Source organism: Bacillus sp. JJ1764 (genome assembly GCF_036962145.1).
Classification (GTDB): Bacteria; Bacillota; Bacilli; order Bacillales; family Cytobacillaceae; genus Neobacillus.
The window spans coordinates 49,849-63,691 of record NZ_JBALNY010000110.1 but is presented as its reverse complement, the minus strand read 5'-3'; the positions used below and the strand labels follow the sequence as shown (position 1 = coordinate 63,691).

At 38.3% G+C, this 13,843-nt stretch carries 12 protein-coding genes; 5 read left to right on the top strand and 7 right to left on the bottom strand.

Features of this window, described 5'->3' with window-relative positions:
• Positions 1 to 250: 250 nt before the first annotated feature.
• From gyrA to dnaA, 7 genes are all read right to left on the bottom strand, one after another.
• Positions 251 to 2,776, bottom strand: coding sequence for a DNA gyrase subunit A (gene gyrA / locus V7083_RS15740; RefSeq protein WP_335479491.1), 2,526 nt, complete (start codon positions 2,774 to 2,776; stop codon positions 251 to 253).
• A gap of 152 nt (positions 2,777 to 2,928) precedes the next feature.
• The gene (gene gyrB / locus V7083_RS15735) at positions 2,929 to 4,851 is read right to left on the bottom strand and encodes a DNA topoisomerase (ATP-hydrolyzing) subunit B (protein WP_335479488.1); all 1,923 of its coding nucleotides are present in this window, start codon (positions 4,849 to 4,851) and stop codon (positions 2,929 to 2,931) included.
• A gap of 47 nt (positions 4,852 to 4,898) precedes the next feature.
• Positions 4,899 to 5,147 carry an extracellular matrix regulator RemB gene (gene remB / locus V7083_RS15730; protein ID WP_335479484.1) on the bottom strand — a complete coding sequence of 83 codons (249 nt, stop codon included), beginning with the start codon at positions 5,145 to 5,147 and terminating at the stop codon, positions 4,899 to 4,901.
• A gap of 8 nt (positions 5,148 to 5,155) precedes the next feature.
• Positions 5,156 to 6,274 (bottom strand): DNA replication/repair protein RecF, encoded by a 1,119-nt coding sequence (recF, locus tag V7083_RS15725; protein ID WP_335479481.1) that lies wholly within the window; start codon positions 6,272 to 6,274, stop codon positions 5,156 to 5,158.
• A gap of 18 nt (positions 6,275 to 6,292) precedes the next feature.
• Positions 6,293 to 6,508, bottom strand: a complete 216-nt coding sequence (gene yaaA, locus V7083_RS15720; RefSeq protein ID WP_335479479.1) for a S4 domain-containing protein YaaA — start codon at positions 6,506 to 6,508, stop codon at positions 6,293 to 6,295.
• Between the two features lie 148 nt (positions 6,509 to 6,656).
• Positions 6,657 to 7,793 carry a DNA polymerase III subunit beta gene (gene dnaN, locus V7083_RS15715; protein WP_335479477.1) on the bottom strand — a complete coding sequence of 379 codons (1,137 nt, stop codon included), beginning with the start codon at positions 7,791 to 7,793 and terminating at the stop codon, positions 6,657 to 6,659.
• Between the two features lie 184 nt (positions 7,794 to 7,977).
• On the bottom strand, positions 7,978 to 9,324 hold the full coding sequence (dnaA, locus tag V7083_RS15710; RefSeq protein ID WP_335479475.1) for a chromosomal replication initiator protein DnaA: 1,347 nt from the start codon (positions 9,322 to 9,324) through the stop codon (positions 7,978 to 7,980).
• A 708-nt stretch (positions 9,325 to 10,032) separates the two neighbouring features.
• On the opposite strand from dnaA, the gene rpmH reads away from it, so the two are divergent.
• The 5 genes from rpmH to mnmE all read left to right on the top strand — a co-directional run bounded on the left by rpmH (position 10,033) and on the right by mnmE (position 13,834).
• Entirely contained in the window at positions 10,033 to 10,167 is a 135-nt protein-coding gene (gene rpmH, locus V7083_RS15705) for a 50S ribosomal protein L34 (RefSeq protein ID WP_066059809.1), read from the top strand.
• A gap of 95 nt (positions 10,168 to 10,262) precedes the next feature.
• Entirely contained in the window at positions 10,263 to 10,607 is a 345-nt protein-coding gene (gene rnpA / locus V7083_RS15700; RefSeq protein WP_335479471.1) for a ribonuclease P protein component, read from the top strand.
• 157 nt (positions 10,608 to 10,764) lie between these two features.
• The gene (gene spoIIIJ / locus V7083_RS15695) at positions 10,765 to 11,541 is read left to right on the top strand and encodes a YidC family membrane integrase SpoIIIJ (protein ID WP_335479469.1); all 777 of its coding nucleotides are present in this window, start codon (positions 10,765 to 10,767) and stop codon (positions 11,539 to 11,541) included.
• Positions 11,538 to 12,167, top strand: coding sequence for an RNA-binding cell elongation regulator Jag/EloR (gene jag, locus V7083_RS15690; protein ID WP_335479467.1), 630 nt, complete (start codon positions 11,538 to 11,540; stop codon positions 12,165 to 12,167). The genes spoIIIJ and jag overlap by 4 nt, the downstream gene beginning before the upstream one ends.
• A 281-nt stretch (positions 12,168 to 12,448) precedes the next feature.
• Entirely contained in the window at positions 12,449 to 13,834 is a 1,386-nt protein-coding gene (gene mnmE / locus V7083_RS15685; RefSeq protein ID WP_335479464.1) for a tRNA uridine-5-carboxymethylaminomethyl(34) synthesis GTPase MnmE, read from the top strand.
• Positions 13,835 to 13,843: the final 9 nt, after the last annotated feature.

The window sequence follows — 13,843 nt, the reverse complement described above, 5'->3', positions numbered from 1 at the left end:
TTTTCAAAGATCAATTTTTCCCTTCGCTCAGAGGCGACTTTATTAATATACCACCTGTGTTTTAATAAGTCAACACTCTTTTTGATATTTTTACTTTAAATATAGAAAAAAGCATTTTAATTAAATGCTACAGAATTCCGTTTCCTTAGTGGTGAGTTTAGTTTACCTACCAGAATGAATAAACACACGGGACCTAGTAGATGCTCTACAAAATAAAGGAACACCCCAAAGGTGCTCCTTTATCATATTCTTATTCTTCGTTTTCTGAAGTGTCTTCTTGAACCTCTTCAGCTGAATTTTCCAATTCAGCTTCTGTTCCGTCGATTTCTTCCTCAGATTCTTCCTCTTTTTCTACCATCGCAGCCGTTGCGACATATTCATTTTCGCTGACGCCGAGGCTGATTAGCTTGACACCTTGTGTGTTTCGGCCCATTTTTGAAATGCCGGCAACTTCTGTCCGAATTAGAACTCCGCCCGTAGTAATCAACATTATATCTTCTTCACCAGTTACAGCTCTCATTGAAACTAGCTGTCCATTTTTATCTGTAATGTGGCATGTTCTAATTCCTTTACCGCCTCTGCCCTGAATTCGGTATTCAGCTGCTGCGGTTCGTTTTCCATAGCCATTTTTCGTTACAATGAGGACATCGTTATCTTCCTCAAGTACTTCCATTCCAACGACAGCATCATCTTCATCAAGTGTAATTCCTTTTACCCCTGTTGCTGTACGTCCCATTGAACGTACATCTGTTTCAGGGAAACGGATCAGCATACCATTTTGAGTTCCGATAATAATATGTTTATCCCCATCTGTTAAACGAACGGAGATCAATTCATCGCCTTCTCTTAAACTTAAAGCAATTAAACCATTGTTACGAATATTGGCGAATGAAGTTAACGGGGATCGCTTAGAGATCCCTTCCTTTGTTGTGAAGAATAAGAACCAATCATCGACGAATTCCTCTACAGGAATGATTGCGTTGACCCATTCTCCTTTTTCAATTCCTAAAAGATTGATGATTGGAATTCCCTTAGCCGTCCGGCTGAATTCTGGAATTTCATATCCTTTGGAACGATAGACCTTGCCCTTATTGGTAAAGAACAAAATAGTATCATGGGTTGAGGTGGTGATTAAATGCTCGACAAAGTCATCCTCATTTGTTCCCATTCCTTGAATGCCACGTCCACCGCGTCTTTGTGCACGATAAGTAGAAACTGGCAGACGCTTGATGTATCCATTATGGGTAAGGGAAATAACAATATTTTCACGTGGGATTAAATCCTCATCTTCAATATTTTCAAGTCCGCCCATTACTATATCAGTGCGACGAGTATCGTTGAAGCGTTCTTTGATTTCCAGTAATTCCGCACGGATAATTTCTAGAACCTTTTCTTCATCAGCTAAAATTGCTTTTAATTCAGCAATTAACTTCACAAGATCTTGGTATTCGCCTTCAATTTTTTCTCGCTCTAATCCAGTTAACCGTTGTAGACGCATGTCCAAGATTGCCTGTGCTTGTTTTTCTGAAAGGCTAAACTGTGTCATTAACCCTTCACGGGCAATATCCGTTGTTTGCGAGTTTCGGATTAGGGTAATAACTTCATCTAAGTGATCAAGTGCGATACGCAAGCCCTCTAAAATATGGGCTCTTGCCTCTGCTTTACGTAATTCAAATTCTGTACGGCGTCGAATGACTACCTTTTGATGGTCAAGATAATGTTGTAAGCACTGCTTAAGGCCTAACACCTTCGGCTGGCCGTTAACTAGGGCCAATGTGTTAATACCAAAACTTGTTTGAAGTGCTGTGTGTTTGTATAAATTATTTAAGAGTACATTGGCATTGGCATCTTTACGTACCTCAATTACGATCCTCATTCCTCTGCGGTCGGATTCATCTCTTAAGTCGGTAATACCCTCAAGTTTTTTCTCGCGCGCTAATTCAGCTATTCTTTCAACTAATCTTGCTTTATTTACTTGATAAGGAATTTCTTTGACGATAATGACTTCTTTACCATTGCTCTTTTGTTCAATCTCTACTTTAGCTCTTATGGTGATTGAACCTCTTCCTGTTTCATAAGCTTTACGAATTCCGCTCCTGCCCAGGATCATTCCGCCTGTTGGGAAATCAGGACCAGGGATGATTTCCATAAGCTCTTGAGTAGTCATTTCAGGATCGTGGCTAATAGCTAGGACTCCATCAATAACTTCTCCAAGCTGATGTGGTGGAATATTTGTTGCCATCCCTACGGCAATACCAGTTGTTCCGTTGACTAATAAGTTAGGGAAACGAGCTGGGAGAACAACCGGTTCTCTTTCCTCCCCGTCATAGTTGTCTTGATAATCAATGGTATCCTTGTTAATATCTCTTAATAATTCCATTGAAATTTTGGACATTCTTGATTCTGTGTAACGCATTGCTGCAGCGGAGTCTCCATCTACAGAACCAAAGTTTCCATGTCCATCAACGAGCATATAACGGTAGTTGAAGTCCTGTGCCATCCGGACCATCGTTTCGTAAACAGCAGAATCACCGTGCGGGTGATATTTACCAATAACGTCTCCGACAATACGAGCCGATTTTTTATATGGTTTGTCCGCATGAATTCCTAGATCATGCATAGCATATAAAATACGGCGGTGAACTGGCTTCAATCCATCCCGAACATCGGGAAGGGCACGTGAAACGATAACACTCATTGCATAGTCAAGAAAGGAAGTTTTCATTTCCTGACTTATATTTATCTCTTTAATTTGGGAATTTGGTGTTTCACCCATACTTGGTACCTCCTATGAGGGTGTGTCATTCTACACACCCGGCTATCTGGGTATAAAGAAAAAGGAGGATAGCGGTCTAACCTCTACCCTTATATATATCAAATTTTTCTATTTGTCTTATTTCAGTTACCAGGCATCTATGCTTTTCTTGGTTATATATCTAAATTCTTAACATATTGCGCATTTGCTTCAATGAAATTACGGCGCGGTTCAACTTTATCTCCCATCAACATCTCAAAGGTTTCATCCGCTTCGATTGCATCTTCTAAACTGACCTGAAGCATTGTCCGAGTCGCCGGATCCATGGTTGTTTCCCATAATTGTTCAGGATTCATCTCTCCTAAACCTTTATAACGCTGAATATTAGGCTTCGGTTGGGCTGGAAGCTCTGCAAAAATACGTTCCAATTCCTTATCATTATAGGCGTATTCAATCCGCTTACCCTGTTGCACCTTGTACAATGGCGGCTGGGCAATATACACATATCCAACCTCCAGTATTTTCCTCATATAACGATAGAAGAAGGTTAAAAGTAAAGTACGAATATGAGCACCGTCAACATCAGCATCAGTCATAATGACAACTTTATGGTAACGTGCTTTCGCGATATCAAAATCCTCACCTATACCTGTTCCAATTGCCGTGATCATAGCTCTAACCTCATTGTTGGAAAGAATCCTGTCAAGGCGCGCCTTTTCTACGTTTAAAATTTTTCCACGTAACGGTAAAATCGCTTGGAAGTGCCTGTCACGGCCTTGTTTGGCTGATCCACCTGCTGAATCACCCTCAACAATGTACAACTCACTTTCTATTGGGTCCCTTGAGGAACAATCTGCTAATTTCCCAGGCAAACTTGATACCTCTAAAGCACTTTTACGTCGAGTTAACTCCCTTGCCTTCTTTGCTGCAAGTCTTGCTCTCGCTGCCATTAAGCCTTTATCAACAATTTTCCTGGCAACTGTAGGATTTTCTAATAAAAACTTCTCAAAATGATTCGCAAAAACTGTATCGGTGATCGCTCTTACTTCAGAGTTTCCGAGTTTTGTTTTAGTTTGCCCTTCAAATTGCGGATCAGGGTGCTTAATCGAAACAATAGCGGTTATTCCTTCTCGGACGTCTTCTCCGGAAAGATTCGTTTCATTTTCCTTTATAAGACTATTTTTTCTTGCATAGTCATTAATAACTCGAGTCAACGCTGTTTTAAAACCTGATTCATGGGTTCCACCCTCATAGGTATGAATATTGTTAGCGAAAGAATAGATATTTTCCGTATAACCTTCGTTATATTGAATAGCAACTTCTACGCTAATCCCATCCCGTTCACCTTCGATATCAATTGGTTCTTCATGAATAACTTCCTTGGTACGGTTTAAATGCTCTACATATGATTTAATACCGCCTTCGTAATGATATTCATTCCGTTTATTTTCTACACGCTTATCTTCAATCGTGATCTTAATGCCACGGTTAAGGAAGGCAAGTTCACGTAGGCGGGTGGCAAGAATATCAAATTCATATACTAACGTTTCCGTAAAAATTTCCCCATCAGGTTGGAAATGAGTGATCGTACCAGTTGTATCTGTGTCGCCAATTATTTTTAAGTCAGCTACTGGTACTCCTCGTTCATACTTTTGATAATAAACATGACCATCACGATGAACAAAAACCTCTAAATAGGTGGAAAGGGCGTTTACAACAGAAGCACCTACACCGTGCAATCCACCGGAAACTTTATAGCCTCCGCCGCCAAATTTCCCTCCTGCATGGAGAACTGTCATAATGACCTCTACCGCAGGTCTGCCCATTTTTTCTTGAATATCTACTGGAATTCCACGTCCATTATCTTTTACGGTAATACTATTATCTTCCTCGATGATGACATTGATTTCTGAACAGAAGCCCGCAAGCGCTTCGTCAATACTGTTATCTACAATTTCCCAAACAAGATGATGCAGACCTCTGCCGCTGGTTGACCCAATATACATCCCCGGTCTTTTTCGAACCGCTTCAAGTCCTTCTAATACTTGAATCTGACTGGCATCATATTCCTGTTCTTGAACTGATTTTTGATCCATTGTCACTAGATTCACCTGCACTTTCTGCCAAAATAAAACAATAAAATTTATAATATAATTTCTTGTATATGGTTTGAACGTTTCTTTAATGTAACAGAAGCAATGGGGGATAAATAGATTTTGTCAAACGTAATTACAACTGATTTAAAGGGCCCTTTTGATAGGTTAATGACTTTTTCTTTGTGATGGGATAAAAATTCTGCGGTCATATCTGATTGATTGACACTATCTTTATCTAAAATAGTAATAATATCTGCCGCTCTAATATTGAGATCTTCCCCGATATGAATATACATACTCCACCTCAATCAACTTGCTTGATAGTACCAGACTGAACTTCAAAGGTTGATGCCTCTTTTAATGTCTGATGATCAATTCCATCCACACTGGTAGTCGTGACAAAGGTTTGAACCTTTCCTTGAATGGTGTTTAGCAAATGTGATTGGCGATAATCATCTAATTCCGATAGCACGTCATCTAGTAGCAATATTGGATACTCACCAATTTCAGAGTGAATTAATTCTATTTCCGCTAATTTCACTGACAGGGCCGTTGTCCGTTGCTGCCCCTGAGATCCAAATGTTTGAACATCTCTGTCATTCACAAAAAATAGTAAGTCATCACGATGTGGTCCAAATAAGGTGGTCCCTCGCTCTTTTTCTCGTGTTCGAACCTTTCCGAACTTTTCCTCAAAGCTATTAACCATTTTCGACAAATCTTGTTCTTCTAATACCTCAACGGAGGGTTTGTAATGAATTTCAAGTTTTTCAAGTCCTCGTGAAATTCCATGATGGATGGGTTTTGCCCATTGCTCCAGCAAATGAAGGAATTCAAATCGTTTCACTACAATCCGTACAGCCATTTGAATAAATTGATCTGTTAATATTTCAAGCATGGTCTCATTTGTTTGTTTTTTAACCTGCATCATTTTTAGATAATGATTACGCTGCTGAAGAATCTTTTGATATTGGCTTATCTCGTGTAGATAAATAGGGGAAATCTGTCCGATTTCCATATCAATAAAACGTCGTCGAACCTGAGGACTACCTTTTACCAAGGTGAGATCCTCAGGCGCAAACATGACCACGTTCATATTTCCAACGTATTGACTTAATTTTTGCTGCTCAATATGATTAAGCCGTGCTTTTTTACCCTTTTTTGAAATCACTAATTGCAACGGCAATGAACTATGCTGTTTTTGTACCCTACCTTCTATTTTAGCATAATCTTGATCCCAGCGAATAAGATCTTTATCATTTGATGTTCGGTGGGATTTTGCCATGGCTAAAACATAGATTGACTCCATGACATTGGTTTTGCCTTGGGCATTTTCACCTAAGATGACATTTACCTTATTTTCAAATTCAATGGACAAATCTTCATAATTCCGATAATTTTTTAGTGCCAATTTTTCAATATACATGTAAACGTCGTCCTTTAGTTACTCTGTAATGGTAAACTCCCCAAATCCCGGTATTTTAACATGATCGCCGGCCCGAAGTTTTCTCCCTCTTCTTTGGTCTTGTTCACCATTAATAAATACTTCATGTTCACCCAAAAACCACTTTGCCATGCCGCCAGTTTGAATGACATCTGCCAGCTTTAAAAATTGCCCTAAAGTAATAAATTCCGTATCTAGCCTTATTTTCTCAGCCATCTGTGTCACCTTCGTTCTTTAAATGGTCTCAATACTTTATTTTACTAAATATTTGATTAGGTTACAAAGGAATCTCAAAAAATCTCTGTTATACAAAAAATGTAAAGAAAGCCACCATAAAAAAGGTGGCATCTCTAGTATTAACTATTTAGTAAGTCCTTACAGGCAAAATAAGCTGCAAAATGGTTTCATCATGAAGTGGGCGGATTAAGAATGGTCGCATAGCTCCAGTAAAACTAACTCTAATATCCGTTCCTTCCAAAGCTTTTAAGGCATCCATCATGTATTTTGCACTAAAGGAAATTTTTAATTCTTCACCTTCAATGGATTCACTTTGAATTTCCTCAACTACTTTACCGATTTCAGGAGTGTTTGAGGAAATTTCAATAATTCCATTTTCAACAGTCGAGAGCTTTACAACATTATTTCTGCCTTCGCGAGCCAGAAGGGAAGCACGATCGATAGCTTGAAGGAATTCCTTCGTATTTACTGTCACATCGGTTTTGCTCTCATTCGGAATTAGTCTAGATGTATCTGGATAATTGCCTTCTAATAATCTTGAGAAAAATAGCAAATGCTTAGCCTTAAATAAGATTTGATTTTCAGTAATAACGATATCTACTGATTCATTCGAATCATCAATAATTTTGCTTAGTTCATTTAAGCTTTTTCCAGGAATGACAACATTGTAACTCTCATTATTTTCTGTTTCAATTTTCGCTTTTCGAAGTGCAAGACGATGGCTATCTGTTGCAATACAGGTCAATTCCCCGTTTTCAACCTTCCAGTTTACACCTGTCAAGATGGGGCGTGTTTCTGACGTGGACACAGCAAAATGTGTTTGTCGGATCATCGCCTTTAATAGATCAGTGGCAATATGAAATTTATTTTTCTCCTCAATTTGCGGTAGGTGAGGGTACTCTTCCGCATCAAGACCAATCAAGTTAAATTCAGACTTCCCTGAACGAATAACGGTTTGCAAGGAACCTAATACTTCAATCTCAACAGAGTCTGTAGGAAGTTTTTTTACGATTTCACTGAAAAATCTCGCTTGAAGGACAATTGCTCCTGTTTGTTTGATTTCAACAATTTCATCACCAGATTCCTCTTTTGGGATAAAGGATTCAATTGAAATATCAGAATCACTTCCTGTTAAGGTTACTCCTTCTGCCGTAGTTGTAATTTTTATTCCTGTTAAGATGGGTATGGTTGTTCTTGATGTAACTGCCTTCATAACATCCTGGACACTTTGTACCAGACGGTCCCGTTGGATAATAAATTTCATGATTAGTTCCTCCGTTAAATACATATTTTTAAATGCGTTAGCATATAATAATATTTTTTAAAAAAATAATAGAAGTACTAGTAGGGCTTGTTAGTATGTGGATAACTGCAATTTCAATGGAAACACAGCCTATCCACATGTGGACAGACTGTGTATAAAGTTGTAAAAGTTATTCACATTTAAATTAGATTTTTAACATCTCATTTAGTTCTTTCATTTGTTTCTGCAGCTGCGGATCAGTTGAAAGCAAATTTGAAATTTTTTCGTGTGCGTGAATGACAGTGGTATGATCCCGACCTCCAAACTCTTCTCCTATTTTCGGCAAAGAGTAGTCTGTTAATTCACGAGATAAATACATGGCAATTTGGCGTGGGAAGGCAATAGATTTCGTCCTCTTTTTCGCCTTAAAATCCTCAAGTTTGATATTAAAATGTTCACCCACAGCCTTTTGGATATCATGAATGGAAATGACTTTTGGTTTAGAACTTGGAATAATATCTCTAAGAGCCTCTGCAGCCAAATCTGCATTTATATCCTTATTAATTAAAGAAGAGTAGGCAACTACTCGAATCAGCGCCCCCTCAAGTTCACGAATATTAGAATCAATTTGGTTGGCAATATAAAGCATGACTTCGTTAGGAATATCGAGTCCTTCAGCTTTTGCCTTTTTGCGCAGAATGGCAATCCTTGTTTCCAAATCAGGTGGTGTAATATCTGTAATTAAGCCCCATTCAAAGCGGGAACGAAGGCGGTCTTCTAGTGTAGGAATTTCTCTTGGCGGCCGGTCACTTGAGATGACGATCTGTTTACTCTCCTCATGAAGGGCATTAAACGTATGGAAAAATTCCTCCTGGGTTGATTCTTTTCCAGCTAGAAACTGAATATCATCAATAAGCAGAACATCTACATTTCGATATTTGTTTCGAAAACTTTCTGCCTTATTGTCACGAATGGAATTAATAAATTCATTCGTGAATTTTTCAGATGATAAATAAACCACTTTAGCAGATGGATTATGATCTAGTACATAATGGCCAATTGCATGCATTAAGTGTGTTTTCCCTAAACCAACTCCCCCATATATAAACAATGGGTTGTATGCTTTTGCTGGAGCTTCCGCTACCGCGAGCGATGCAGCATGGGCAAATCGGTTGCCAGATCCAATGACAAAAGTGTCAAATATATATTTTGGATTTAGGATGTTAGGCTGGAATTCAGTATGTTCTTCCTCTTTTTTCACCTTTTTAGGCGGCGTAGGAATATCAAAGTCCTCTTCCTTTTGATTTTGCGGAATGATAAATTTTACAGCTAACTCTTCCCCGGTAATTTCATATAAAATTCCCGAAATTAACTGGGAGTAGCGTTCTTCAAGCCAATCGCGGGCAAATTCATTTGGAGCAGTAATAACAAGCAGATCTCCTTGAAGGGAATGAGCTTTAGTGGATTTAAGCCAAGTATCAAAGCTTGGTTTACTAATTTTCTTCTCAATATTAGTGAGAGCCGCATTCCAAAGGTCCGCAATATTTTCCAACTGTTTTCCCTCCCTTTTAACAGCAAAAAATTTAAATTATTTATGTGAAATAGCTTTTTTGGGCAATGTAAAAAGAGCCATTCAAATATAAAGTTTCTATATCTTTAAGGTGTTCAATTTTGCAAAAGTTATCGTGAAAAAATATTAGCAACGTCAAAGTAAACCTATGAATTTATAAATATACGAAACGTTGGTTGTGGAAAACATATAATAAGGATAAAAAGTGGAGTTTCGACAATATCCACCTCTTGTGGACAAGTTTTTACAGAGCCTCTTAATAATCTATCCACACACTATCCACAATTTGTGGATAATTATTTATCGAATAAAGTTATCCAGAGTGAAAACATCAATATAATATCAAATAATAGCAGGGGATGCAATGCTTTTTCAAAGTTTATCCACAAGGCTTATAACATGTGCATATAATTTGTCCACAGGTTGATAGTTTGTGCAAAACCTGTCAATATCTAGTGTGGATAGCGAAAAAAATGTCGAATTGTTATCCACAGATTTGTTTTTTTGAAATGGGACACCGATTAGTTCGTAATAGTAAAGCTCCTGGAATGGTGGTCAACATCCAATGAAAAAAACAGGAAATATTATCAAAATGGGAAGAATAGTTGACAAATGAATTTAGACATCTTTATAATAAGTAAGACTGTCATTTGAAGAACAAAGAGCATCCTTTTGGGGAGGTGTCATATAATGAAAAGAACATATCAACCAAATAAACGTAAGCACAGTAAAGTTCATGGTTTCCGTAGCCGCATGAGCTCAGCGAACGGACGTAAAGTTCTAGCTCGTCGCCGTCGTAAAGGAAGAAAAGTATTATCAGCATAGACCACTGAAACGTCTCAGTGGTCTTTTTTCTAATTAAAGGCTGGAGCCGGAAATGGAATGTTAGAAAACCCTGGGTGGATTGAAGGTGTGTTGAAGTGAAGAAGGAATACCGAATAAAGAAGAATCAGGATTTTCAAGTTGTTTTTCAACGTGGGCGATCTTTTGCCAACCGACAATTTGTCGTGTACTCCTTGCCAAAGGAAGGCCAAGGACATTTTCGAATAGGTTTATCCGTTAGCAAAAAGCTTGGGAATGCTGTAATGAGAAATAGAATAAAAAGATGTGTCAGACAAGCTGTTTTTGAATTAAAGGGCCAAATGGAACAAGGCAATGATTATGTCATCATTGCTAGGAAGCCTGTGGTTGAAATGGACTTTTTTGAAATGAAAAGCAGCTTGACTCATGTCTTGAAGGTCGGCAAGGTACTAAAAAAGGGGTAATGATCTCTAGTTGCAACAAATTTTACTTATGCAATGGAGACAAGAATGTGGGAAAAATGTTAAAATATTCACTAGAAATCAATTTCATACATAATGGAGACTCCCCACAAATGTTCTAGATAACGTTTATACAATATTTTTGAGGAGGAAAATTTGATTGAAAAAACGAATATTACCGCTATTCGCTATGCTTTCTTTGTTTTTATTTTTAACTGGATGCAGCCAAATTAATCAACCAATTACCACAGAGAGTACGGGTTTTTGGAATGAATATATTGTTTACCCATTATCATGGTTTATTTTAGAGGTAGCACATTTATTAGGCGGCAGTTATGGCTGGTCGATTATTGTTGTTACGATTATCATTAGATTAGTTATATTGCCTTTAATGATAAAACAAACGAAGAGTTCAAAGGCAATGCAGGCCTTGCAGCCTGAGATGTTAAAGTTAAAAGAGAAATACAGCTCTAAGGATCAAAAAACCCAGCAGACGCTGCAGCAGGAAACGATGGCCTTATACCAAAAGCATGGCGTGAATCCTATGGCTGGGTGTTTTCCATTATTAATCCAAATGCCAATTTTAATTGGTTTTTATCATGCCATTTCGAGAACTGAAGCATTAAAAAATGGTATGTTCCTTTGGTTTGACCTTGGTGAAAAGGATCCTTTTTATATTCTTCCAATTGTTGCAGGGATCACTACATTTATCCAGCAAAAAATGATGATGGCGGGCACGGAAAATCAAAACCCGCAAATGGCGATGATGGTATGGACGATGCCAATTATGATTGTCATTTTTGCTTTGAACTTCCCGGCGGCACTTTCACTATATTGGGTTGTCGGTAATATTTTTATGATTGTCCAAACTTATTTTATTAAAGGGCCGGATCTGAAGGCTTCAGCTTCCGGTAATGCGGGAGGAGCAAAAAAGTGAAACAGGTAACTGCTACAGGACAAACAGTCGAAGAGGCAGTAGAACAAGCTTTAGCTCAATTACAGATCACCAAAGATCGCGCAGATGTTGACATCATTGATGAAGGTAAGAAAGGTATTTTTGGTATTTTCGGTTCACGGCCGGCTGTGGTAAAGGTAACAGTTGTCATTGATCCAATTGAAGAGGCGGAAAAATTTCTAAAACAAATCAGTGAACAAATGGGAGCACCAGCAGAAGTTGAGGTTAAACGAGATGGAAAACAAGTTCATTATATCTTAACTGGTGAGAAAATTGCCCTGTTGATTGGTAAACGTGGACAAACCTTAAATTCACTTCAATATTTAACGCAGTTAGTGATAAACCGCCATTCAGATCAATATTTTACAGTTATTTTGGATGCTGAGGATTATCGAAATAGGAGAAATGATACTCTTATTCAGCTGGCTCAGCGCCTTGCACAAAAGGCAATTAAGTCAGGGAAAGACGTTACTCTTGAACCAATGCCATCGTATGAGCGAAAAGTAATTCATACTGCCTTATCAGAGAACAAACGGATTAAAACCTTCTCAGATGGATCTGAACCACATCGCCATGTTGTCATTTCCCCAATGAGAAGAGGATTTTAATAGTACATGTATACATCCTGTCCTGAAGACAGGGTGTTTTTTTGTTCTGCAAAGGAACTTGCTTAAAAATATCCTATTTCTAACATATTGTTTTAAATTTTTGTTTTATTGTTATCCACAAGTGGATAAGTTAAAATAATACAGATAAGCTTATGAACTTGTGGATAAAACCAGGTCAGTTTAATGAAAAGCTGACTTTTTTGTGATATTCTATTTTTTTAGGATAAAATGCAATATTTTTGATATATAAAAGTAATGTGAGTGAGATGAGAGGTGGAAAAATGGAATTTGATACGATAGCAGCCATATCGACACCAATGGGAGAGGGTGCCATTGCGATTGTTCGATTAAGTGGAGATGAGGCAATTAAAATTGCGGATCAACTATTTGAAAGTATAAGTGGAAAAAAGCTGATGGAGCAACCCTCTCATACGATTCACTATGGACATCTCATTGATCCAAAGAGTAAGCAGGTTATCGAAGAGGTAATGGTCTCCATGATGAAGGGACCAAAAACTTTTACTAAAGAAGACATAGTAGAAATTAACTGTCATGGGGGAATTGTTTCAGTAAATCGGGTGCTTCAACTCGTTTTGAAGTATGGGGCAAGACTCGCGGAACCTGGCGAATTTACAAAAAGGGCATTTTTAAACGGACGGATCGATTTATCTCAGGCCGAAGCAGTCATTGATTTAATTAGAGCAAAGACAGATCGCGCCATGAATGTTGCATTGGGACAAATGGAGGGGAGGCTTTCCAAGCTCATTCAAAGATTGAGACAGGAACTCCTCGAAGTTCTAGCCCATGTAGAAGTAAACATTGATTATCCGGAATATGATGATGTCGAGGAAATGACACATAAAATGCTGCTGGATAAAGCCCAATATGTTCGAGTAGAAATAAATAAACTGCTGCAGACCTCACAGCAGGGAAAGATTTTACGAGAGGGTCTTTCTACAGTGATTATTGGAAGACCCAATGTCGGAAAATCATCGTTATTAAATAGCCTTGCTCAGGAGAATAAAGCAATTGTGACGGATATACCGGGGACAACCCGTGATGTCATTGAGGAATATGTAAATGTACGCGGTGTACCGCTCAGATTATTAGATACTGCCGGGATTCGGGAGACTGAGGATATCGTAGAGCGAATTGGTGTGGAACGCTCCCGCCAGGTATTAAAAGAAGCTGATCTAATTTTGCTGGTATTAAATTATTCTGACAAGCTAACAAAAGAAGATGAAAACCTTTTTGAGGCAGTAAGAGGTATGGACACAATTGTCATTGTTAATAAGACCGATCTGCCTCAGCAGATAGATCTAGAACGGGTAAAGGCACTATCTAGTGATAAAAAACTAGTGACCACTTCCCTTTTAGAGGATCAAGGTGTCGATGCATTAGAGGAAGCGATTGCTTCTTTATTTTTCGCAGGATCGATCGAGGCAAAAGATGCAACGTATGTGTCGAACAGTCGCCATATTGCTTTGCTTAATCAGAGCTTGCATTCTATTGAAGAAGCAATTGACGGTGTCGAGATGGGAACACCTATTGATATAGTCCAAATTGATCTAACAAGAACCTGGGAACTGCTGGGGGAAATTATTGGTGAAAGCGTCCATGAAAGTCTTATCGATCAGTTATTCTCGCAATTTTGTTTAGGAAAATAGAGTAGATTT